General features: G+C 67.5%; 21 protein-coding genes. 10 read left to right on the top strand and 11 right to left on the bottom strand.

The window, feature by feature from the left end; translation table 11 throughout:
- Nucleotides 1-112: 112 nt before the first annotated feature.
- Complete coding sequence (locus C8D03_RS03610) at nt 113-382, top strand: DUF6460 domain-containing protein (protein ID WP_108045046.1); 270 nt, start codon at nt 113-115, stop codon at nt 380-382.
- Between the two features lies 1 nt (nt 383).
- Here the strand turns inward: C8D03_RS03610 and C8D03_RS03605 are convergent, their stop codons facing one another.
- Together C8D03_RS03605 and C8D03_RS03600 are read right to left on the bottom strand one after the other, a co-directional pair.
- On the bottom strand, nt 384-1,472 hold the full coding sequence (locus C8D03_RS03605) for a quinone-dependent dihydroorotate dehydrogenase (protein WP_108045045.1): 1,089 nt from the start codon (nt 1,470-1,472) through the stop codon (nt 384-386).
- Complete coding sequence (locus C8D03_RS03600; RefSeq protein ID WP_181300639.1) at nt 1,469-1,855, bottom strand: DUF952 domain-containing protein; 387 nt, start codon at nt 1,853-1,855, stop codon at nt 1,469-1,471. Before C8D03_RS03600 ends, C8D03_RS03605 begins: the two co-directional genes overlap by 4 nt.
- A gap of 240 nt (nt 1,856-2,095) precedes the next feature.
- On the opposite strand from C8D03_RS03600, the gene C8D03_RS03595 reads away from it, so the two are divergent.
- On the top strand, nt 2,096-2,725 hold the full coding sequence (locus tag C8D03_RS03595; protein ID WP_108045044.1) for a S24 family peptidase: 630 nt from the start codon (nt 2,096-2,098) through the stop codon (nt 2,723-2,725).
- A gap of 31 nt (nt 2,726-2,756) precedes the next feature.
- On the opposite strand, the gene C8D03_RS03590 is transcribed toward C8D03_RS03595, so the two are convergent.
- The 4 genes from C8D03_RS03590 to C8D03_RS03575 all read right to left on the bottom strand — a co-directional run bounded on the left by C8D03_RS03590 (nt 2,757) and on the right by C8D03_RS03575 (nt 9,275).
- Nucleotides 2,757-4,217, bottom strand: a complete 1,461-nt coding sequence (locus C8D03_RS03590) for a sensor histidine kinase (protein ID WP_108045043.1) — start codon at nt 4,215-4,217, stop codon at nt 2,757-2,759.
- Nucleotides 4,218-4,228: 11 nt separating this feature from the next.
- The gene (locus C8D03_RS03585) at nt 4,229-5,689 is read right to left on the bottom strand and encodes a dihydrolipoyl dehydrogenase family protein (RefSeq protein WP_248308334.1); all 1,461 of its coding nucleotides are present in this window, start codon (nt 5,687-5,689) and stop codon (nt 4,229-4,231) included.
- 163 nt (nt 5,690-5,852) lie between these two features.
- Entirely contained in the window at nt 5,853-8,180 is a 2,328-nt protein-coding gene (locus tag C8D03_RS03580; protein ID WP_108045042.1) for a putative bifunctional diguanylate cyclase/phosphodiesterase, read from the bottom strand.
- 138 nt (nt 8,181-8,318) lie between these two features.
- Complete coding sequence (locus tag C8D03_RS03575) at nt 8,319-9,275, bottom strand: enoyl-CoA hydratase-related protein (protein WP_108045041.1); 957 nt, start codon at nt 9,273-9,275, stop codon at nt 8,319-8,321.
- A 188-nt stretch (nt 9,276-9,463) separates the two neighbouring features.
- Between C8D03_RS03575 and C8D03_RS25990 the strand changes: the two genes are divergently transcribed.
- The 8 genes from C8D03_RS25990 (at nt 9,464) to C8D03_RS03540 (ending at nt 16,044) form a co-directional block, all read left to right on the top strand.
- Nucleotides 9,464-9,877: a hypothetical protein gene (locus tag C8D03_RS25990; protein ID WP_146170065.1), complete on the top strand. Its 414-nt coding sequence runs from the start codon at nt 9,464-9,466 to the stop codon at nt 9,875-9,877.
- A 60-nt stretch (nt 9,878-9,937) separates the two neighbouring features.
- Nucleotides 9,938-11,227, top strand: coding sequence for a UDP-N-acetylglucosamine 1-carboxyvinyltransferase (gene murA / locus C8D03_RS03570; RefSeq protein ID WP_108045040.1), 1,290 nt, complete (start codon nt 9,938-9,940; stop codon nt 11,225-11,227).
- 31 nt (nt 11,228-11,258) lie between these two features.
- Nucleotides 11,259-11,705 carry a DUF2948 family protein gene (locus C8D03_RS03565; protein ID WP_108045039.1) on the top strand — a complete coding sequence of 149 codons (447 nt, stop codon included), beginning with the start codon at nt 11,259-11,261 and terminating at the stop codon, nt 11,703-11,705.
- A gap of 33 nt (nt 11,706-11,738) precedes the next feature.
- A complete protein-coding gene (hisD, locus tag C8D03_RS03560; RefSeq protein WP_108045038.1) occupies nt 11,739-13,031 on the top strand; it encodes a histidinol dehydrogenase in 1,293 nt (430 codons plus the stop codon).
- Between the two features lie 88 nt (nt 13,032-13,119).
- Nucleotides 13,120-13,608 (top strand): UPF0262 family protein, encoded by a 489-nt coding sequence (locus C8D03_RS03555; protein ID WP_108045037.1) that lies wholly within the window; start codon nt 13,120-13,122, stop codon nt 13,606-13,608.
- 46 nt (nt 13,609-13,654) lie between these two features.
- Complete coding sequence (locus C8D03_RS03550; protein ID WP_108051163.1) at nt 13,655-14,059, top strand: arsenate reductase/protein-tyrosine-phosphatase family protein; 405 nt, start codon at nt 13,655-13,657, stop codon at nt 14,057-14,059.
- Between the two features lie 231 nt (nt 14,060-14,290).
- Complete coding sequence (locus tag C8D03_RS03545; protein WP_108045036.1) at nt 14,291-14,590, top strand: hypothetical protein; 300 nt, start codon at nt 14,291-14,293, stop codon at nt 14,588-14,590.
- Nucleotides 14,587-16,044: a methyl-accepting chemotaxis protein gene (locus C8D03_RS03540; RefSeq protein WP_108045035.1), complete on the top strand. Its 1,458-nt coding sequence runs from the start codon at nt 14,587-14,589 to the stop codon at nt 16,042-16,044. Before C8D03_RS03545 ends, C8D03_RS03540 begins: the two co-directional genes overlap by 4 nt.
- A 3-nt stretch (nt 16,045-16,047) precedes the next feature.
- Here the strand turns inward: C8D03_RS03540 and C8D03_RS03535 are convergent, their stop codons facing one another.
- The 5 genes from C8D03_RS03535 to C8D03_RS03520 form a co-directional block, all read right to left on the bottom strand.
- A complete protein-coding gene (locus C8D03_RS03535) occupies nt 16,048-17,265 on the bottom strand; it encodes a phosphopentomutase (protein ID WP_108045034.1) in 1,218 nt (405 codons plus the stop codon).
- Nucleotides 17,266-17,267: 2 nt separating this feature from the next.
- A complete protein-coding gene (locus C8D03_RS03530; protein ID WP_108045033.1) occupies nt 17,268-18,899 on the bottom strand; it encodes an ABC transporter ATP-binding protein in 1,632 nt (543 codons plus the stop codon).
- Nucleotides 18,896-19,111, bottom strand: coding sequence for a hypothetical protein (locus C8D03_RS25985; protein ID WP_146170063.1), 216 nt, complete (start codon nt 19,109-19,111; stop codon nt 18,896-18,898). The genes C8D03_RS03530 and C8D03_RS25985 overlap by 4 nt, the downstream gene beginning before the upstream one ends.
- 64 nt (nt 19,112-19,175) lie before the next feature.
- Entirely contained in the window at nt 19,176-20,375 is a 1,200-nt protein-coding gene (locus tag C8D03_RS03525; protein ID WP_465246462.1) for an ABC transporter permease, read from the bottom strand.
- Complete coding sequence (locus tag C8D03_RS03520) at nt 20,353-21,447, bottom strand: microcin C ABC transporter permease YejB (RefSeq protein ID WP_108045031.1); 1,095 nt, start codon at nt 21,445-21,447, stop codon at nt 20,353-20,355. Before C8D03_RS03520 ends, C8D03_RS03525 begins: the two co-directional genes overlap by 23 nt.
- Nucleotides 21,448-21,450: the final 3 nt, after the last annotated feature.

Below are 21,450 nucleotides of genomic sequence, written 5' to 3'. Positions count from 1 at the left end.
CAGGCTTGGTGAGCACGGATTGGGTGAGCACGGGCTTGGTGAGGCGGCGGCATTCAGCTCCGGTTCAACCGCATGGTGCTGTGTTGGATGCGTATTGGGGATAAAATCTGTTATGGCCAACGGCAATATCGAACGCTTTCTCGGCGGTCCGCTGCTCAGCGTTCTTGTGCGCCTGCTCTTCATCTCGCTGCTGGTCGGCGCGGCCATGGCCTTTCTCGGCCTGTCGCCGCGCGCGCTCTACGAGACGGCGGCGCGGTTCGTGCGCTCGCTCGGCGATCTCGGCTTCGGCGCGGTGCGCGAGGTCGGCCAATGGGTCATTGCCGGCGCGCTGCTCGTCGTGCCGATCTGGCTGCTGTCGCGGCTCTTCGCGTCCCGGCGCTGAGCTATAGCCGCTCCCCGCGTGCGATCGCCTGGGCATCGCGCCCCACCAGCGCGCTGAGCTTCGGAAGCCCGGCCCTGCGCGCCTCGGCCGCGAGCCCGGCCTTGACCGTCTTCACCAGCCCCGGTCCCTGGAAGACCATCGCCGAATAGAACTGCACGAGATCGGCACCGGCCCGGATCTTGGCGAAGGCGGTCGCGGCTGAATCGATGCCGCCGACGCCGATCAGCGGGAACTGGCGCTCGACGCGCAGGAACGTCTCGGCGAGGATTCTGGTCGAGGCGCCGAAGAGCGGCTTGCCCGACAGCCCGCCCGTCTCGGTCTTCGCCGCGCTGCGCAGGCTCTCTGGCCGCGCGACGGTCGTGTTCGACACGATCATGCCGTCGATGCCGCGCCGGCGCGCGACCGCGACCATGCCGTCGAGTTCGGGCAACGTCAGGTCGGGAGCGATCTTGAGCAGCATGGGGGTGGCGCGCCCGCCGGCCGCAGCCTCGTCGCGCGCCTCCAGGGCCCGCGCGATCAGGTCGTCGAGCGCCGATTCGGCCTGCAGGTCGCGCAGGCCCGGCGTATTCGGCGAAGAGACGTTGATCGTCAGGAAGTCGGCGAAGGGCGCGAGCCGTCGCGCCAGCACGGCATAGTCTGCGGCGCGGTCGATGGAATCCTTGTTGGCGCCGAGATTGACGCCGACGATCCCGCCGCGCGAGCGCCGGGCCGCAAGCCGCTGCGCCACGGCCTCCATGCCCTCGCTGTTGAGGCCGTAGCGGTTGATCACCGCCGCGTCCTCGGTCAGCCGGAACACGCGGGGGCGTGGATTGCCGGGCTGGGGCAGGGGCGTGACGCCGCCGACCTCGACGAAGCCGAAGCCGAGACCGAGCGCGCCGTCGATGGCTTCCGCATGCTTGTCGAAACCGGCTGCGAGACCGACCGGATTGCTGAAGCTGAGCCCGAAGGCCTCCGTCGCGAGAACCGGGTCGTCCGGAGCCGGCCGGAGCGGCGGAGCGGCCGCCAGCGCCGCCACCGTCAGCCGATGCGCGGTCTCGGCATCCATCCGGTGGATCAGCGGCCGGGCGAGGTTGAACAGGGAGCCGATCACGCGATGTCCTCCGGAACGATGTGCTGCCCGTCATGGCCCTCGGCGAGGGGCGCCACCCAGCGCACGGACTTCGGTTCGAGCGCAGCATAGAGATGCGGAAAGAGCGCGCCGCCTCGCGACGGCTCGTAGCGCAGGGCCGACCCGAGCCCGGCGTCGTCGACCGCGATCAGCAGCAGTCCGCGCTGGCCGGAGAAATGCTTCGCCGCGGTTTCGCGCAACTGCCCCCCAGTGGAGAAGTGGATGTAGCCGTCGGCGAGATCGATCGCGGCGCCGGCAAAGCGCCCGGCGGCCTCGGCTTCGCGCCACAGGGGCTCGGGGCAGATCTTGTAGATGAGCGGCACGCAAAACCTCGCCGGACGGGGACTGCGGACGGCATAGAGCATTGCGCGAAAAAGTGGGAACGGGTTTTCGCGTGAGCGATGCTGCAGATCTTGGGAGGCGTGAAGCGCGCTTTTCCGCATTCGGACGTTTCCGCCCGGGTGCTGCGTGATCTGGTGGCTGTCAGGAGCCTTGGACGATTTTTATCCCCAGCGCAGCGGAAATCAGATTGAAATCTTATGATATAGGGGATATTTCCTATTTTTGCCCCCGCCAACCGGCAACATCCCTGCGAGGTCTCCGCGGTGCTGTCCCACGACCAGATCTGGAGCGCGATCGATGTGCTCGCCCGGCGCTATGGCTTCACCGCCTCGGGGCTGGCGCGCAAGGCGGGGCTCGACGCCACCACCTTCAACCGCTCCAAGCGCATCGGGCCGGACGGACGCGAGCGCTGGCCCTCGACCGAATCGATCGCGAAGATCCTCGCGGCTACGGGCGCCTCGCTCGACGAATTCATGAGCGTGGTGATGCAGCGTAGCGCGGCGCCGGCCCGCACCATCCCGTTGATCGGCTTCGCCCAGGCGGGATCGGGCGGGTTCTTCGACGACGGCGGCTTCCCGGTCGGCACCGGCTGGGACGAGGTCGCCTTTCCCGGAGTCGCTGACGAGAAGGTTTATGCGCTTGAGATTTCGGGCGATTCGATGCTGCCGCTCTACCGCGACGGCGACACCATCATCGTCTCGCCGACGGCGACCGTCCGGCGTGGCGACCGCGTCGTGGTCAAAACCGTCGAGGGCGAGGTGCTGGCCAAGCAGCTCAAACGCCAGACGGCGAAGACGGTCGAACTCGCTTCGCTCAATCCCGACCATGGCGACCGGGTTCTGGGTCTCTCCGAGATCGCCTTCATGGCTCGTGTGATCTGGGCGAGCCAGTAGGGCAGGTCCTGCTCTCGGATTCGGCTCTGTCTCAGGCCGCAGTCTGCCGTCGTCTCGGCAGCGTCACCTTGAACACCGCGCCGGTCTCCGACGGTTCGAGCGCGATCGTTCCGCCATGCAGCCGGACCAGCTCCGCCGCTACGGCAAGGCCGAGCCCGGTGCCGCCGGGAGTGACCGAGCCGCGAAAGGCCTGGAACAGGTTCGCCCGCGCCCGCTCGGGCACGCCGGGGCCGTTATCGGCGACGCGAAGGATGACCGAGCCGTTGTCCCCCTCGGCCTTGACCGTGAGCGTCGGCCGTCCACCGTCCTCCGCCCCGGCCTGGGTCAGGGCCTGCACCGAGTTCCGCATCAGATTGAGCAGCACACGCGCCATCTGATCCGGGTCCGCAGGGGCGATCAGGTCGGCCGGGATCTCGTTGCTGAAGCTCAACTGCGCCGTCTCCGACAGGCCGAGCATGTCGGCCTGTTCGGCGACGAGCTGGCGCAGCGCCACATCCCTCAGGACGGGCGTCGCCTCGGCCGCCCGGCCGTAGGCCAGCGTCGCCTGGCAGAAATCGATGGCGCGGCCGAGCGTCGCGATCAGCCGCGGCGCGAAGCGCTTGATCTTGGCATCGCGCGTCTCGACGAGCCTGTCCGACATCAATTGCGCCGCCGCCAGCATGTTGCGCAGGTCGTGGTTGATCTTGCTGACTGCGAGGCCGAGTTCGGCGAGATGTTTCTTGGTCCGCAATTCGCCGGCGAGCGTCATCTGCATCCGGCCGAGCGCGCGCTGGGCCTCGCCGATCTCGTCGGCCCGCTGCGTCGGCTCGATGATCCGATGCGGGTTTTCCGGGTCGACCTCGAATTCCATGACGTTGGCGGCGAGCTGGCGGATCGGCCCGACGATCATCCAGTTGAGCGCGACATAGACCGCGACCGCTGTCAGCCCGGAGATCAGCAGCGAGAGTAGCAGCAGATTGGTCGAGAATTTCAGCATGGCGCGCCGCAGCGGCGCCTCGTCGATGACGAGCTCGACGAAATCCGCCCCGCCGACGGCCTCGCCGATGACCCGGATCGGCATCTGGGCGGGCGGCATCACCAAGGTCTCGAGGGCCTCGCCGATGGCTGCGACCCAGCCGAGGTTGCGCAGGTCGACCGTCCGGGCGACGGCGGCGGGCGGCATCGAATCGAGGCTGAGGAGGCGGCGCGCCCCACCGACACGCGCCGCGATGGCGCGGGCGCCGACGCCCATCAGCAGGCGGTTCTCGCTGCCCTCTGGCAGGCCGTCCTGCGGTGCGCCCTCGAGCACGAGCACGGCGATCTGCGCCGCCGCCAGCCGGTCGTTCAGCCAGTTGCGCCGGAAATTGGCGACCGAAGGCAGATAGATCAGCACTTCCGCCAGCATCACGAACAGAACCGTCAGGACGAGCAGCTTGGCCGAGAGGCCAAGCCGGGTCAGGCCACGCGGCAGGCTGATCGAGAGCTGGTCCCTGTCGGGGTCGTGAGGCTGCATCGACGCCGATCCTACCCGAAACGGCGCAGAAAGCCGATGAGGCGGCGCAGGCCGGGCCTGGCGGCCAGAGGCGCGAGGAACGAGGTCGCCGCCCGCTTCGAAATCTCGGACAGGGCAGGATAGGGCATCACGAGCTCGGCCATGTCCGCCGCACTCATGCCGGTCTTCAGCGCCAGCGCCCATGTCGCGATCAGCTCGCCAGCCCGTGCGCCGACGATGGTGACGCCGAGCAGGCGTCCCCTGGCGTCCGTCACGAGCTTGACGAAGCCTTCGGTCTCGCGCTCGGCCTGGGCGCGCGCGCTCTCGGCATAAGGCCAGCGCAGCACGCGGATGGCGCCCGCCTTGGCGCGCGCCTCGTCCTCCGACAGGCCGACGCTGGCGAGCTCCGGCTGGGTCTGCGTGACGCCGGGCACGAGCCCGGCGTCGAATCGGCCGGGCTGCCGGAACAGGGCGTTGCGCAGCACGAGCCTGGCATGTTCTTCGGCAACCTGCCCGCCACCATGCCTGCCGGCCGCGCCGCCGGCACAGTCGCCGATGGCATAGACGCGCCGGTTCGTGCTGCGCAGGCCCCGGTCGACGCGGATTCCATCCGCATCACTCGCGATTCCGGCGAGCTCGAGGTCGAGCCTCTCGATGGCGGGCCTCCGGCCGGTGGCGACCAGCAGATGCGTGCCTTCGACGATCTGCTCGGAGCTGTCCTCGCCTCCGGCGAGGACGAGCCGCACGCCGCCCCGGACGGACTGCGCCCGCAGCACTTGCGCCCCTTCATGCAGGACGACGCCGTCGCGCAGCAGCGCCCGCCGCAGGAGCGCGACCGCCTCCGGATCGTCACGGCCGAGCAGGCTCGCGGATTCGACGAGCGTGACCTCGCTTCCGAGCCGCCGCATCGCCTGTGACACGGCAACGCCGGTCGCACCGCCGCCCAGCACGACGAGGCGGTCGGGCCGCCGCGTCAGCGTCAGCAGGCTCTCATCGGTGAGGCAGGAGATCTCTTCCAGCCCCGGGATGGCCGGGGCGACGCTCTCGGCTCCGGTGGCGATGACGAAGCGGCGGGCCTTCACCGCCTGGTCGCCGACCGCGACGGTGCTGCGGCTGACGAAACGGGCCTCGCCCCGCAACACAGTCGCGCCCAGGGCCGTCATGCGCTCGGCCGAGACATTGGGCGCAGCCGCAGACAGGACGCGCTGGATATGATCGTGGACCCGGGCGTAGTTCACCTCGGGCTCGCTGGCGGCGATGCCGAGGCGATGGGCCTCCCGAACAGCCTGGGCCCGGGCGCCGGCGGCGGCCAGCGCCAATACCGCGGAGCCGCCGGCCGGACCGCCCATCCTTTCGCGCTCGACGATGACGACCGAGACTCCGAAGGCGGCTGCCGCCGTCGCCAATGCAAGCCCGGCCGCTCCCGCGCCGATCACGCAGAGATCCGGCGTCAGTGCTGCGGGTTTCGGGGTCGATGCCGTATTCGGGCTCACGCTGCTCCTCCCGCCCCGCCGGTCCGTGACGAATTCCAATGCTGCTGATGCGTTGCCGGATCAGCGGAATCAAGACCGCATCAGCCCTATCATGGATTGGAAGCGCCCGGCCGGCCGGATGTTTCCGCTGCGGAGAGCCCCGCATGCCGCTTGCCGCGCGGGCTCAGGCGACGTTGCGGTCTTTGCGCGGCTGGGAGTTCGTCAGCGGCTCCGGCCTGCCGAAGAGGTAGCCCTGCGCGCGCTGCGCGCCGAGAAGCTGCACGGCGATGCGCTGCTGTTCCGTCTCGATGCCTTCGACGACGACATTCATCGAAAGGCGGCGGGCGAGCTGGCAGACCGCCTCGATGATCGCCTTCGAGGCTTCGCTGGAATGCACGGTCCGGGTGAAGCTCTGGTCGATCTTCACCTGCGCGAAGGGATAGGTCGAGAGATAGGCCAGCGAGGAATAGCCGGTGCCGAAATCGTCGAGCGCGAAGGTGACGCCCAGCGTCCGCAATTCGTCGATCACGCCGAGCGTCGTCTTGTTGTCCTCGATCAGCAGCGATTCCGTCACTTCCAGCGTGAGCCGGCGGGAGCCGAGATTGGAGGCGATCAGCGCGTCCTTCACCGTCTCGACGATGCGGCGGGGCTCGCGGAACTGCAGCGGCGAGACGTTGACCGAGACGCCGACATGCTCTTCCCAGGCGGCTGCGTCCTTGCAGGCCTGCCGGATCGCCCAGTCGCCGATGGCGGCGATCAGGCCGGACTGTTCCGCGACCGGGATGAACAGGCCCGCGGGCACCATGCCGCGTGTCGGGTGGCGCCAGCGCATCAGCGCCTCGCGCGAGACGGTTTCGCCGGTCCGCAGGTCGATGATCGGCTGGTAGTAGAGCTCCAGCGAGCCGCTCTCGCAGGCCTTGCGCAGATCGACCTCGATCTCGTGCCGCTCGAGCATCTCCTCGGCCATGGCCGGGTTGAAGAACATCAGCGTGTTGCGGCCCGCGGCTTTGGCCTTGTAGAGCGCCGTATCGGCATGGCGCAGCAGGTCGGCCGGCGTCGCGCCGTCGGAGGGCGCCATCGCGATGCCGATGCTGGCGGTGACGTAGACCGTCTTGTTGTCAAGAATGAAGGCCTTGGACATCGCGTCGATCATGCGTTGCGCGATGACGGTGACGATGGCGTGGTTCGCCCCCGGCAGGATCAGCAGGAACTCGTCGCCGCCGAAGCGGGCCAGCAGATCGCTGCCGCGGATGGCGGCCCGCAGACGGTTGCCGGTCTCCGTCAGAACGCGGTCGCCAATGTCGTGGCCGAGATTGTCGTTGACCTGCTTGAAGCCGTCGAGATCGACATAGAGCAGGGCGAAGGCTTCGCCGGTGCGCTCCATCCGGCCGAAGGAATCCGCGATGTTGCGGTTGTACTCGAAGCGGTTGGCGAGCCCCGTCAGTTCGTCGAAACGCGCCATCTGTTCGATGCGCGCCTCGGTCGCCTTGCGCTCGGTCGCATCCTCCGTCGACATCAGCACGCCGCCCTCGGCGGCCGGGGCGAAGGTCACGACGAGGACCCGGCCGCCGCGAGTCTGGATCTCGCGGCTCGTGGTCTGCTGCGTGCTCTGGATCTCGGCCAGCGCCTCTCTCAGATCGCGGAGCTGACCGGCGGCGACGACCTGTCGTTCCACCAGAAAGCGGCCGATCGCGGTGATCGGGGTCCCGGGCAGGGCGAGGGTCTCCGGCAGCCCATAGAGCGCTCGGTGCGGCGCGTTGCTGACCGCGAGCTTGAGGTCGCGGTCGAACATCGCCAGCCCGTGGATCATGGTGTTGAGCGCGGCGTCGAGCGTGAGGTTTTGCGAATGCAGGGCAGAAGCCAGAGCCTTCGACTGCTTGGTCGCGTCGCTCAGCGCGAGAAGATTGCGATGCAGCGAGTTCGTGATGGCGATGTTCGCCGCCACATAGAGAAACGCGAAATAGCCGATGTACTGGTAATAGACATTGTGGGCCTGGATCAGGCCGATCGCCATCGGCACGCAGAAGGTCAGCAACTGCACCGCGACGAATTTCGGCCGGCCCGCATTGCGCGAGACGTAGCCGGAGGCGATCGCGATCGTCGAGGCGACCGAGGTGATATGGGCCGCGGGATCGTCCGTATGGGTCAGCGCCGCATAGCAGCTATAGCCCAGCACCGCGCTGAATGCCGTTGCTCCCAGGAAGTAATCCCGGTCCCAGCGCCGCGTCTCTTCGTAGCCATCCTTCGAGCGGTCGCTCCGGTGATAGGAGATGAAGGTCAGCAGCCGCAGGACGACGACGATCGCGACCAGCACCGTGAGATCCAGGAACAGGTCGAGGCCCGTGGAGACCCAGCACAGAAACGGCGTCAGGATGCCGGCCACCCCGCCCGGGATGATCGAGGCGGGTGACGAAAACAGCGAATTGACCAGCAGCACGTAGCTGGGCAGGTCGAAACCCTCGCCCGGACCACGTGTTCTGGCGTTCCACATTCGCTTGAGCGTGCCCGCCATCCGATCCTGCCCTCGCGGCCGTCGAGAAGGCGCACTGACCGTGCTCGCATTCTCCGCCGCTTGGACGATTTAGGGTGCCAGAGGTAAATGTTTCGTGTTTGGAGGCGCTTCCCGGTCGGAAAGGGGGGCTTCGTCGCCTCAACGGCCCAGCGCCAGAGGGGCGGGGGCGCTGCGCTGATACACCCGCGCGAGCATGCGGTCCTGGGTCTGGGCGATCCGCTGCAGCTTGGAGATCGCGCTCGGGTTGAGCCTCAGCATGCAGTCGGTCCAGATCTGGCCGAGATGTTCGAGTTCCTCCTGCAGATTGCCCGCCCGCCGGTTGAAGGCCGAGAACAGCGCGGTCTTCGCGGCATGCAGGGGCAGCGAGTCATGCGCATATTTGCGGATCCAGGCCTCGCCCGTTCCCGTCGGCACGACGGCTTCCAGCCCGCCGGCAGCCATGAACTCCTGGGCGCTCATCTCCTCGCCTGAGAGCAGCATCTGCTCGGCGGCGCGTTCACCCATGCGGCGAGACAGGATCGCGACGGCCGTGATCGGGAAATGATTGAACTTGATTTCCGGGTAGACGAAGGAGGCCTGCTCCTCGGCGATCATGACGTTGCAGGAACGTGGCGCATCGATGCCGCCGCCGATGGCCTTGGCATGGATCGTCGACAGCGTCACCACCAGGCCGTTCAGGCCGCTCGCGTTCAGCACCGCGCCTGCACTCGACAGGCGGGCATATTCGGCCAGGGCGGCGCGGTCGTTCTTGGCCAGGCAGTCGAGATAGAAGTCGAGATCGCCGCCGAGCGTGAAGAACGGGCCGGCCCCGCGGAAGGCGAGGAAACGCACCGGCGCGCGGTGATACTGGTCGGGCGCGCCCCAGAGCGCCGAAATCGCACTCTGGATTTTGACGAGGCTGTCGAGCAGCTGAAGCGTGAAGACGGGCTTCAGCTCGGGGCGGATCGTCACCCAGAGCGTCTTGATCTCGGGTTCGTAGGAGAGCTGCGTCTCGGGCAGGAACCCCGCCCTGTGCCGGATCGCATCGATCACCTCGCAGCTTTCCAGCACTGCCGCTGGGATGGCGTCCATGACCGAAGCAGATGACTGAAACATGCCGCTGATCCCGTGTTGTCGCCCGTCGAAAGCGATGGGGACACGGTAGGCAAAGTTAACAAACTGTAAACGAAATCCCTTCGAAATGGTTAATTACATTAATCTTTATTCCCTAACGTCATGGCGGCGCCCGGACTTGTGCCGGCGCTGATCAGCGGAGAATTCTGTGGCTTTGGAGAGCAAGCGAGATGCCGCCGCTGCCGGTTCATCCCGGGTTGCCGATCTGCGCGAGGGGCTTCCCCCGGGATCTGTCGCAGGCGCCGTTTCGCAAGCGGCGACAGCGGCCGGGAGCGGTCGCCTGCTCCGTGGCGGCACGGCCCTTCATGGCCGGTTTCCGCCGGATCGAGCCGTGCTTGTCCAAATTCTCACATGCGGCTAACCATGCGCCGCGAATTCGCCGCGATCCGAGCGTTGAACCCCGGTACCGAGTTGATGCCGTGAACAGCCAGACAGCCGCAGACGACGAGAAGAAGGCGCGCCTCGCGGCCGCCCTCCGGGAAAACCTGAAGCGCCGCAAGGCACAGGCCCGGGCTCGCCGCACGGACGAGGCGCCCGCGCAGGAGCCGGCGCCGCAAGCCCAGGCCGAATCCACCCGGTCCTGACCGATGACGTTTCCCATGCGCCGCCGGCCTTCGGCCCCGGCGGCTTAGCAGGACCTGACGATGGACAAGATCCGCATCACCGGCGGCCAGCGCCTCAATGGCTCAATTCCGATCTCGGGCGCGAAGAATGCCGCATTGCCGCTGATGATCGCGAGCCTGCTCACAGACGAGACGCTGACGCTCGCCAATGTGCCGCGCCTCTCCGATGTCAGCGCGCTTTCGCGCATCCTCTCCAACCATGGCGTCGACCGCTCCATCGCGGGCAAGCGCATCGGCCAGTCCGCCGAGACCGGCCAGACGATCGCGCTGACGGCACGCCAGATCGTCGATGTCTGCGCGCCCTATGAGCTCGTCTCGACAATGCGCGCCAGTTTCTGGGTGATCGCGCCGATCCTGGCGCGCATGGGCGAGGCCAAGGTCTCGCTGCCGGGCGGCTGCGCCATCGGCACGCGCCCGGTCGATCTCCTGCTGATGGCGCTGGAGAAGCTCGGCGCCGAGATCGAGATCGAGAACGGCTATGCGCTTGCCCGCGCGCCAAAGGGCCTGAGGGGTGCCGAGATCGCCTTCCCCAAGGTGACGGTCGGCGGCACCCACACGGCGCTGATGGCTGCCGTGCTGGCCCAGGGCACGACGGTAATCGAGAACGCGGCGCGCGAGCCCGAGGTCGTCGATCTCGCCGCCTGCCTGTCCAAGATGGGCGCCAAGATCGAGGGCGCCGGCACGAGCCGGATAGTCGTCACCGGCGTCTCGCGCCTCGGCGGCGCGCATCATGCCGTTCTGCCGGACCGCATCGAGACCGGCACCTACGCCATGGCGGTCGCGATGACGGGCGGCGACGTACTGCTGGAAGGCGCGCGGCCCGATCTGCTGCAGGCGGCCCTCGACGTGCTGATCAAGGCGGGCGTCGAGGTCTCCTCGACCAATGAGGGCATCCGCGTGCGCCGCAATGGCCAGGCGCTCGAATCCGTCGATATCGATACCGATCCGTTCCCCGGCTTCCCGACCGATCTCCAGGCGCAGTTCATGGCGCTGATGACGAAGGCCAAGGGCACCTCGCGCATCCGCGAGACCATCTTCGAGAACCGATTCATGCATGTGCAGGAACTGGCGCGGCTCGGCGCGAAGATCCGGCTGGAGGGCGACGCCGCCCATGTCGAGGGCGTCGCCAAGCTCACCGGCGCCCCCGTCATGGCGACCGATCTGCGCGCCTCGGTTTCGCTCGTCATCGCCGGCCTCGCGGCCGAGGGTGAAACCATGATCAACCGCGTCTACCATCTCGATCGCGGCTTCGAGGCGCTGGAGGCGAAATTGACGCGCTGCGGCGCTCTGGTCGAGCGCATCAGCGGTTGACGTTCGCAGGCGGCCCCGCCAGAACAGCCGCATGTCGGATGATGCCGCAGACCCGCTGAAACTCATCGCGCTCGACGCGGATGATCTGGAGATCGTGTCGGCCCACCTCCAGGACGCCGTCCTGAAGTTGGCCGATATCGTCTGGCTGCCGGCCGAAAAGCGCTTCGCGCTGGCCGCGCGCCGCTTCGACTGGGAAGGCGTGTCGCGCGGCCAGCGCCGCCGGCGCCTGACCGCCCTGCATTTCGACCGCGTCCTCGCCGTTCGCAGCACGAAGATCGACAAGGCTGCGCCCGATCAGGTGCTGAGCCTGCTGGCGATCGGCTTTGCCGGACGCGACGGTCCCGATGGCGACATCACGCTGCATTTCTCGGACGGGGCTGCGATCCGGCTCGAGGTCGAATGCATCGAGGCCCAGATGAAGGATCTCGGTCCGGTCTGGGAAGCGCTGGCGACGCCGGGGCATCCAGACGGTCCCTGAACCGTTTCTGCGACAAGAGATCCGGGGATTGCGATGCCGATCAGGCTCGACGACAGCAGCGCCGCTTTCGAGCGCGAATTCCGTGACCTGCTCTCGGCCAAGCGCGAGGTCTCGGAGGAGGTCGACCGCGTCGTCGCCGACATCATCGCCGATGTGCGCGAGCGTGGCGATGCGGCGGTCATCGCCTGCACGCAGCGCTTCGATCATCTGGGTCTGAGCCCGCAGACGCTGCGCGTCTCGGCCGCGGAAATCGATGCCGCGGTTGCCGCTTGTCCGCCGGCGCAGATGGCCGCGCTGGAGACGGCGCGCGACCGCATCGAAGCCTATCACATCCGCCAGAAGCCGCAGGATGCCTGGTTCACCGACGCTGCCGGCGTCGAAAGCGGCTGGCGCTGGAGCGCCATCGAGGCTGTCGGACTTTATGTGCCGGGCGGCACGGCGAGCTACCCGTCCTCCGTGCTGATGAACGCCGTGCCTGCGAAGGTCGCGGGTGTGGACCGCGTCGTGATGGTCGCCCCGACGCCGCGCGGCGAGACGAACCCGCTCGTGCTCGCGGCGGCGCGGCTCGCCGGTGTCGACGAGATCTACCGCATCGGCGGGGCGCAGGCCGTGGCGGCGCTCGCCTATGGCACGGCCAGCATTCCTCCGGTCGCCAAGATCGTCGGCCCAGGCAACGCCTGGGTCGCTGCCGCCAAGCGCCGGGTCTTCGGCCAGGTCGGCATCGACATGATCGCCGGTCCCTCCGAGGTCCTGATCATCGCCGACGGCACCGCCAATCCGGACTGGATCGCCGCCGATCTCCTCGCTCAGGCCGAGCATGACGTCTCCGCCCAGTCGATCCTGATGACCGACGACGCCGGCCTCGCTGCGGAAGTCGAGAAGGCGCTGCGGGCGCAGTTGCAGACGCTGCCGCGCGCGGAGATCGCCGCAAAGAGCTGGGCCGATTATGGTGCGATCCTGCTGGTGTCGGATCTTGAGGCCGCGGTTCCGCTGGTCGACCGGCTGGCGCCGGAGCATCTCGAGATCATGACGACCGATCCCGACCGTCTCGCCGGCCTGATCCGCAATGCCGGTGCGATTTTCCTCGGCGGGCATACGCCCGAGGCGATCGGCGACTATGTCGGCGGACCCAACCACGTGCTGCCGACGGCCCGTTCGGCCCGCTTCTCCTCGGGCCTTGGCGTGCTCGACTTCATGAAGCGGACCTCGCTGCTGAAATGCAGCCCGCAATCCCTGCGCGCCCTGGCGCCGGCCGCGACGCAATTGGCGGAAGCCGAGGGCTTGCAGGCGCATGGCCGTTCCGTGACGATCAGGCTCAATCTCTGAGCGCGGCAGACCTCGGAGCGCGGCAAATCTCATGGAGCGGCAAATCTCCTGGAGCCGCATCGCCGCAGCGACAGGGACCGGAGGTGTGATGCCCAAGACCGATACACCCGCGAAGCAGTGCCTGGTCGGCGTCACGCTAGACCCGTCCTCGCTCGGCGGCGGCTCGCCCGATCAGGAGCATGAGCGCGCGGTCGCGATCTACGACCTGATCGAGCGCAACCACTTCGCACTGCCGGGCCATGATGGCGGGCCCTATCTCGCCCACCTCGCTTTGGTCGAGCGCCGGCTGGTCTTCGAGATCAGGCAGGACGATGGCGCCCCCGTCGTCACCCACCACCTCTCGCTCACGCCCTTCCGCCGCATCGTCAAGGACTATGCGATGGTCTGCGAAAGCTATTACGCGGCCATCCGCACGGCGACCCCCTCGCAGATCGAGGCGATCGACATGGGCCGCCGCGGCCTCCACGACGAGGCGGCCGGCATTCTGGTGGATCGTCTTGCGAGCAAGGTCGAGATCGACTTCGACACCGCCAGGCGGCTCTTCACCCTGATCTACGCGCTGCACTGGAAGGGCTGAGCGCTTGGAGCCGCCCGCCGCGCGCAAGGTCCAGAGCGTGCTCTTCATGTGCGCGCACAACGCGGTGCGCTCGCCGATGGCCGAGGCGATGGCCAAGCATTTCTTCGGCAAGTCGGTCTATGTCCAGTCCGCCGGAGCGCGGCGTGGCGAGGTCGACGCCTTCGCGCTCGCGGTTCTCGACGAGATCGGCATCGACGCCCACAAGCACAGGCCGAAATCGATCGAGGATCTCGAGGAGTGGGAAGGGTTGAACTTCGACCTGATCATCTCGCTCTCGCCGGAGGCCCACCACAAGGCTCTCGACCTGACGCGCACGGTTGCCGCCGAGGTCGAATACTGGCCGACGGTCGACCCGACCGCAGTCCAGGGCTCGCGCGAGCAGATGCTCGACGCCTATCGCGAGGTACGCGACGGGCTGATGCGGCGGATCAAGGATCGGCTCACGGGCTGAACTGGCATCGCCTGCGGCAGGTCTCGCGCCGACTGGCGCGTGTCGATCACGTCCTCGTTTGGCCAGCGTTCGTAAGGGGAGCATTAACTCCCGTCGATTTAGGTGGGCCTGTCTGCTGGGGGGCTTGCGGGCGGTCGTCTAGCGTTCGGGCAATCCATGGAATCGAGAATGACGATGGGGGCGCCTCGCAGCCGGGCGCTTTCCGGCCGCGACTGTGCCGCGCTGTGTTTCATGTCCATCGTCAGTGTCCTCGTCGCACTGGTCGCCTTGCCGGGCGAAACGTCGGCGCGGCGAGAGCCGGTGGCGATCGTCTTTCCACCCTGGGTGTCGCGCGACGAGGCTGTCGCCCGCAGTCTCTCCGCCGGCTATCCGGTCCTGCGCTCCGGGCGCTCGCCCTTCGTGGTGATCGCCGCGCCGGCCCGGACGGATGCGGCTCCGGCCGCCAGGCCGCAGGGTGCCGTCATGGTGCTGGCGCTGGCCGGATTGGCGGGCTGCCTCGACGCGGCCACGGCTGACCAGGCGGCCTCATGATCTGGACCCTCGATGTCGTCCGCCAGCGCGTGGCCTGCGTGCTGCTGGGGTTGGCCTTCCTCCATGTGCCGCTGCTGGCCTTGTCGTACTGGTTGCGGGGCGAGGACGGCTCGCTGCCGGTCGCACTGACGTTCATGCTGGCGGCGGGCGCCTTGCTGCTCTACGCCAGCCGGGGTGCCGCCACGGTCACGCAGCTCTTCATGGCCTTGGTGTTGATCGGTCAGGTCTCGATCATGGTGTTCAGCTTCGCCGGTCATCCCTGGCAGCCGGACATGCACATGTATTACTTCGCGGTGCTGGCGCTGCTCGCCGGCTTCTGCGACTGGCGCCCCATCGTCATGGGCGCGGCGCTGACGGCGGTCCACCATCTCGTGCTGCAATATGTGCTGCCCTCCGCCGTCTTCTACCAGGGCGGAAGCCTTTTGCGGGTGTTGCTGCATGCCGTCGTCGTCATCATGGAGACGGCCTTCCTCGCGACCATCGCCGTGATCATGGAGCGCATGTTCCGGATGAACGCCGAGAGCCTCGCTTTGGCGCGCCAGACCGCCGAGCGCGAGCGCATCGCCGGCGAGGGCGAGAAGCGCCTGGCCGAGGAGCAGAGCCGGCGCGCGCAGGTGCTGCGCGAAATCGTCGCCGGGTTCCGGGCCAAGATGGAGCTGGAGATGGCGGTGCTCGATCGCTCGGCCGACATCATGCAGGGCGAGGCCGTGGCCCTGATCGGGACCTCGGATCAGGCACGGCGCCAAACCGTGCTAGTATCCGGCGCGACAGACGAGACAATGATGGGAATCGATCACCTCTCGGCCGCGAGCGACGAACTGGCGGGCTCGATCAGCGAGATCGGCCGCAACGTCGCCCATGCCGCTTCGGGCACCACGGTCGCTGCCGATCTGGCGCGCAAGGCCAGCAGCGAGATCGAGGTGCTCGCCCGCAACAGCGAGAATGTCGGAGCCGTTGTCGAATTGATCCGCAGCATCGCTGCGCAGACCAGCCTGCTGGCCCTGAACGCCACGATCGAGGCGGCCCGCGCCGGTGACATGGGGCGCGGTTTCGCCGTCGTGGCGAGCGAGGTCAAGATCCTCTCGGCCCAGACAGCGAAGGCGACCGACGATGTCTCGGCCCAGATCGGCGCGATGCAGGATGCCTCCCAGCGCTCGCTGAAGGCGATCCGCGACATCGTGGCGTCGATCGGCGACGTCGAGCGGGTGGCGGAGGCGATCGAGATCGCCGTGCAGCAGCAGGGCCAGGCGACCTCCGAGATCGCGCATCAGGTGCGGCTGTCCTTCGACGGCGCCCGGCGCGGTGCCGACATGGTCGGCAGCTTCGAGGCGATGGGTGAAAGCGCCCATCAGGCCGCGCGCCAGGTACAGGGCTCGGCCGACGAACTCGCGGCACAGGCGCGGGGAATCCGGCACGAGGTCGCGGCGTTCTGCGAGCGTGTCGCGGCGGCCTGACGGCTACCAGCCCCGGCCAGGCCCCACCGCGCCGATGCTGAGCCAGGCCGCGAGCGTCGCGGCGATGTCGGCGAAGCTGTCCCGCCGGCCGAGCGGCGTCGTGGCGAGGCCCGGCCCGAAGGCGAGGATCGGGACATGCTCGCGGGTATGGTCCGTTCCGGGCCAGGTCGGGTCGTTGCCATGGTCGGCGGTGAGGACCGCGAGATCGCCCGGCCGCAGCGCCGCCTCCAGCCGCGGCAGCATCGCATCGAACGCCTCGAGCGCCGCCGCATAGCCCGGCACATCGCGACGATGGCCGTATTCCGTATCGAAATCGACCAGATTGACGAAGCAGAAGCCGCCATCCGGCAGCCGCTCCCAGGCGCCGAGCGCGGCATCGAACATCGCGGCGTTGCCGAAGGGTTTGATCTCCTCGGCCGTGGCGCGATGCGCGAAGATGTCGCCGATCTTGCCGACGGTGACGATCTTGCGTCCGCGCGCCGCCAGCCGATCAAGGAGCGTCTCGTCCGGTGGCGGAATGGCGAAGTCCTTGCGGTTGCCGGTGCGGGTGTAGCCGGTCTCCGCCGTGCCGATGAAGGGCCGCGCGATGACGCGCCCGATCCTCAGCGGATCGACCAGAACCCGCACCTTGCGGCACAGCGCATAAAGCCGCTCCAGCCCGAAATGCTCCTCATGCGCGGCGATCTGCAGCACGGAATCGACCGAGGTGTAGCAGATCGGCTTGCCCGTCGCGATGTGCTCCGAGGCCAGCTCGTCGATGATCGCGGTGCCCGAGGCGTGCCTGTTGCCGAGGATGCCGGGCAGTGCGCCGGCCTTGATGATCGCGGCGATCAGATCGGGCGGAAACGAGTTCTCCAGCGCGGTGAAATAGCCCCATTTGAACGACACCGGGCAGCCTGCGATCTCCCAATGGCCCGAAGGCGTATCCTTGCCCTGGCTCCTTTCGACGCCATAGCCCGGCCGCCCGCCCGGCACTGCCGGCTTCACGGCGGCGGCGAGGGGCTGGCCCGTGGAGGCTTCATAGGCATGGGCAAGGCCGAGCCGGACGAGATTGGGCAGGGCGAGCGGCCCCTTGCGCAGCCCTTCACGATCGCCGCGGCCATCGGCGCAAGCCTGTGCGATATGGCCGAGCGTGTCGGCGCCGGCATCGCCGTACAGATGTGCATCCTCGGCTCCGCCGCAGCCGACCGAATCGAGCACGATCAGGATCGCGCGGGCCATGCTCAGTCTCTCACCGCGGCGGTTCCCGCCGGTTCGAGGTTGAGCGCTGCCGCCAGCAGCGCCTGCGTATAGGCCTCGCGCGGCTGCGAGAAGATTGCCTCGGCCGGGCCTTCCTCGACGACCTTGCCGTTCTGCATCACCAGGACCCGGTGGGCCATGGCCCGCACGACCTTGAGGTCATGGCTGATGAAGAGGTAGCCGAGCCTGCGCCGCGCCTGGAGGTCGCGCAGCAATTCGACGATCTGGACCTGGACCGACATGTCGAGCGCCGAGGTCGGCTCGTCCAGCACGACGAATTTCGGATCGAGCGCCATGGCGCGCGCGATCGCGATGCGCTGGCGCTGGCCGCCCGAGAACTCGTGCGGATAGCGGTCCATGGCGGAAGGGTCGAGCCCAACATCGCTCAGCGCCTGCGCCACGACCTCCCGGCGCTCGGCATAGCTCTGCTGCGCCGCCTGGACGGTCAGCCCCTCGGCGACGATCTCCGCCACCGACATGCGCGGCGAGAGCGAGCCGTAAGGGTCCTGGAACACGACCTGCAGGTCCTTGCGCTTCGGCCGCACGGCCGAACTCGTCAGCCCGTCGATGCGGTCGCCGAGAAAGACGATAGGCCCTTCCGAAGAGATCAGCCGCAGGATGGCGAGCCCGAGTGTCGTCTTGCCCGAGCCGGATTCGCCGACGACGCCCAGCGTCTCGCCCTCCCGGACCTTCACCGCGATGCCGTCGACCGCCTTCACATGCCCGGTTGTCTTGCGCAGGAAGCCACTCTTGATCGGGAACCAGACCTTGATCGGCCCGGCCTCGACCAGCGTCGTGGCGTCGGCCGGCACGGGAGCCGGGCGGCCCTTGGGCTCGGCGGCGAGCAGGCGCTTCGTGTATTCGTGCTGCGGATTGCCGAAGATCTCGGAGACCGGACCCTGCTCGACGATCTGCCCCTTGAGCATGACGCCGACCCGGTCGGCGATCCGCCGGACGATGCCGAGATCATGCGTGATGAACAGCATCGCCATGCCGAGTCGGTTCTGCAGCTCCTTGAGCAGCTTCAGGATCTGCGCCTGCACAGTGACGTCGAGGGCCGTGGTCGGTTCGTCGGCGATCAGCAGATGCGGCTCGTTGGCGAGCGCCATCGCGATCATGACGCGCTGGCGCTGTCCGCCCGAGAGCTGGTGGGGGTAGGCGTCGAGGCGGCTGGCCGCATCGCGGATTCCGACGAGGTCGAGCAGTTCGAGGGTGCGCGCCCGCGCCCCGTCGCCGCGCAGCCCCTTGTGCAGTTCGAGGATCTCGCCGATCTGCCGCGCGATCGTATGCAGCGGGTTGAGCGAGGTCATCGGTTCCTGGAACACCATGGTGATGTCGTTGCCGCGTACCTTGCGCATCGCGTCCTCGTCGGCTGCAATCAGGTCCTGTCCCTCGAACATGACCTTGCCGGACGGATGGTAGGCCGAGGGGTAGTTCAGCAGCTTGAGGATCGAGAGCGCCGAAACCGACTTGCCGGAGCCGGACTCGCCGACGATCGCCAGCGTCTCGCCCTTGGCGATCTGGAACGAGACGTGGTCGACAGCCAACGTCTCGCGTCCGCCCTGGCGGAAAGCGACGGAGAGATCCTGGACGGAGAGGAGGGGGGAGGGGGTCATTGATGGATGACGGACTTCTCTGCGACCTTCACCAGTCGCTCGCTGACGTATTCAAAGTGTGTTTCGATGATTGTGTCGCCGGCGGCAATCCCCTCGAAGCTTTCGAGCGTGACCATCACCGGAGTTCCATTCGGAAAATTCCTGGAAATATCCGTCTCGAATTTGTCGGACGGATATCCGTGAACAACACGTCGTTGGAACGGTTCGCGCATCAGCCAACTCCCTCGACGTTGCTGCACTGGCCGACAATAGCTGTCACCAAGCTGGGAAAGAGCGTCACGAGAACGTCTTCCGCGGGTCGAACGCATCCCGGACCGCCTCGCCGATGAAGATCAGCAGCGACAGCATCAGCGCGATCACGACGAAGCCCGAGAGGCCGAGCCAGGGCGCCTGCAGGTTCGATTTGCCCTGCGCCAGCAGTTCTCCCAGCGAGGGCGAGCCAGGCGGCAGGCCGAAGCCGAGAAAATCGAGCGAGGTCAGGGTGGTGATCGAGCCGTTCAGGATGAACGGCAGGAAGGTCAGCGTCGCGACCATGGCGTTCGGCAGCAGGTGCTTGACCATGATGGCGCGGTTGGTCAGGCCGAGCGCGCGCGCCGCGCGGACATATTCGAAGTTTCGCGCCCGCAGGAATTCGGCCCGCACCACACCGACCAGCGCGACCCATGAGAACAAGAGCAGGATGCCGAGCAGCACGAAGAAGCTCGGCGTGATGATCGCCGCGACGATGATCAGCAGGTAGAGCGCCGGAATCGAGGTCCAGATCTCGATCACGCGCTGGAAGATCAGGTCGGTCCAGCCGCCGAAATAGCCCTGGATCGCGCCGGCCGCGATCCCGATCACCGAGGAGATGCCGCACAGGATCAGCCCGAACAGGATCGAGATTCGGAAGCCGTAGATCAGCCGCGCCACCACGTCGCGGCCCTGGTCGTCGGTGCCGAGCCAGTTCCATTCCAGGTCGCGGCAGCCCGTGCCGCCGATTCGCTCGGCGATGCCGCGGCACTGCTCGTCCTTGAGCATCCAGGTCGGCGGCGCCGGCGCCGGCACGGGCAGGTCGAGGTTGTGGGTGCGGTAGGAATAGCGGATCGGCGGCCAGATCGAAAAGCCGTTCTCGGCGATCTCCTTGGCGATGACGGGGTCGCGATAGTCGGTCGTTGCGAGGAAGCCGCCGAACTTCTCCTCCGGATAGTTCATGGCGACGGGAAACAGCCACTCGCCCTTGTAGCGGACGATCAGCGGCCGGTCGTTGGCGAGGAATTCCGCGAACAGCGTCAGCGCAAACAGCGTCAGGAAGATCCAGAGCGACCACCAGCCGCGCCGGTTCGCCTTGAAGTTGTTGAGCCGGCGCCGGTTGATCGGTGACAGCTTGAGCCAGCCCTGTTCGGCCTCGATCGGGGCGAGTGGTGCGTCGCTGCGCAGGGCGGCCGGCGGTGGGGCAATCAGCGTATCGCTCATCTCAGGTCTCCCGCGTCTCGAAATCGATGCGGGGATCGACCCAGGTGTAGGTCAGGTCGGTGACGAGATGGACGACGAGGCCGATCAGCGAAAAGATGTAGAGATTGGCGAAGACGACCGGGTAGTCGCGGTTGACGATGGCCTCGAACGACAACAACCCGAGCCCGTCGAGCGAGAAGATCGTCTCGATCAGAAGCGAGCCGGCAAACAGCGCATGCACGAAGGCGCCGGGGAAGCCCGCGATCACGATCAGCATGGCGTTGCGAAAGACATGGCCGTAGAGCACGCTGCGCTCGGACAGGCCCTTCATCCGCGCGGTCAGGACGTATTGCTTGCGGATCTCGTCGAGGAACGAGTTCTTGGTCAGCAGCGTCGAGGTGGCGAAGGCGCCGAGTGCCATCGCCGTGACCGGCAGGGTGATATGCCAGAGGTAATCGGCGATCTTTCCGAAGAAGCTCAGCTGCTCGAAATTGTCGGAATGGAGCCCGCGCAGCGGGAAGATCTGCCAGAACGAGCCGCCGGCGAAGAGCACAATCAGCAGGATCGCGAACAGGAAGCCCGGGATCGCATAGCCGACGATGACGACCGCGCTGGTCCAGGTGTCGAAACGCGAGCCGTCCTTCACCGCCTTGCGGATGCCGAGCGGGATCGAGATCGCATAGGACAAAAGCGTCATCCACAGGCCGAGCGAGATCGAGACCGGCAACTTCTCCTTGATCAGTTGCAGCACCGGCGCGTCGCGGAAATAGCTGCGGCCGAAATCGAAGCGGGCATAGTCGCCGAGCATCTTGAGGAAGCGCTCATGCGCAGGCTTGTCGAAGCCGAACTGCTTTTCCAGCTCCTTGATGAAGGCGGGGTCCAGCCCTTGCGCGCCGCGATAGGCCGAACCGGCATCCCCGGCCGCCTGGGCCCCGGCATCGCCGCCCGAGCCGCCGCCGACCCGGTCGGAGGCGCCGCTATTGGGGTTCTGGAGCTGCGAGATCACGCGCTCGACCGGCCCGCCCGGCGCGAACTGCACGATGACGAAGGAGATCAGCAGGATGCCGAACAGCGTCGGCACCATCAGGGCGAGACGCCGGGCGATGTAGCTCAGCATGCC

It is taken from the genome of Bosea sp. 124 (assembly GCF_003046175.1).
Classification (GTDB): Bacteria; Pseudomonadota; Alphaproteobacteria; order Rhizobiales; family Beijerinckiaceae; genus Allobosea.
The sequence above is the reverse complement of the archived record's forward strand: the minus strand, read 5'-3'. Positions and strand labels throughout refer to the sequence as shown.

What these genes read in the sequence shown, in the direction of transcription:
- C8D03_RS03610 (WP_108045046.1), top strand. Translation starts at nt 113, where the DNA reads ATGGCCAACGGCAATATCGAACGCTTTCTCGGCGGTCCGCTGCTCAGC.
- C8D03_RS03600 (WP_181300639.1), bottom strand. Translation starts at nt 1,855, where the DNA reads ATGCTCTATGCCGTCCGCAGTCCCCGTCCGGCGAGGTTTTGCGTGCCG.
- C8D03_RS03590 (WP_108045043.1), bottom strand. Translation starts at nt 4,217, where the DNA reads ATGCAGCCTCACGACCCCGACAGGGACCAGCTCTCGATCAGCCTGCCG.
- C8D03_RS03580 (WP_108045042.1), bottom strand. Translation starts at nt 8,180, where the DNA reads ATGGCGGGCACGCTCAAGCGAATGTGGAACGCCAGAACACGTGGTCCG.
- C8D03_RS03575 (WP_108045041.1), bottom strand. Translation starts at nt 9,275, where the DNA reads ATGTTTCAGTCATCTGCTTCGGTCATGGACGCCATCCCAGCGGCAGTG.
- C8D03_RS25990 (WP_146170065.1), top strand. Translation starts at nt 9,464, where the DNA reads ATGCCGCCGCTGCCGGTTCATCCCGGGTTGCCGATCTGCGCGAGGGGC.
- murA (WP_108045040.1), top strand. Translation starts at nt 9,938, where the DNA reads ATGGACAAGATCCGCATCACCGGCGGCCAGCGCCTCAATGGCTCAATT.
- C8D03_RS03565 (WP_108045039.1), top strand. Translation starts at nt 11,259, where the DNA reads ATGTCGGATGATGCCGCAGACCCGCTGAAACTCATCGCGCTCGACGCG.
- hisD (WP_108045038.1), top strand. Translation starts at nt 11,739, where the DNA reads ATGCCGATCAGGCTCGACGACAGCAGCGCCGCTTTCGAGCGCGAATTC.
- C8D03_RS03555 (WP_108045037.1), top strand. Translation starts at nt 13,120, where the DNA reads ATGCCCAAGACCGATACACCCGCGAAGCAGTGCCTGGTCGGCGTCACG.
- C8D03_RS03550 (WP_108051163.1), top strand. Translation starts at nt 13,655, where the DNA reads ATGTGCGCGCACAACGCGGTGCGCTCGCCGATGGCCGAGGCGATGGCC.
- C8D03_RS03545 (WP_108045036.1), top strand. Translation starts at nt 14,291, where the DNA reads ATGTCCATCGTCAGTGTCCTCGTCGCACTGGTCGCCTTGCCGGGCGAA.
- C8D03_RS03540 (WP_108045035.1), top strand. Translation starts at nt 14,587, where the DNA reads ATGATCTGGACCCTCGATGTCGTCCGCCAGCGCGTGGCCTGCGTGCTG.
- C8D03_RS03535 (WP_108045034.1), bottom strand. Translation starts at nt 17,265, where the DNA reads ATGGCCCGCGCGATCCTGATCGTGCTCGATTCGGTCGGCTGCGGCGGA.
- C8D03_RS03530 (WP_108045033.1), bottom strand. Translation starts at nt 18,899, where the DNA reads ATGACCCCCTCCCCCCTCCTCTCCGTCCAGGATCTCTCCGTCGCTTTC.
- C8D03_RS25985 (WP_146170063.1), bottom strand. Translation starts at nt 19,111, where the DNA reads ATGCGCGAACCGTTCCAACGACGTGTTGTTCACGGATATCCGTCCGAC.
- C8D03_RS03520 (WP_108045031.1), bottom strand. Translation starts at nt 21,447, where the DNA reads ATGCTGAGCTACATCGCCCGGCGTCTCGCCCTGATGGTGCCGACGCTG.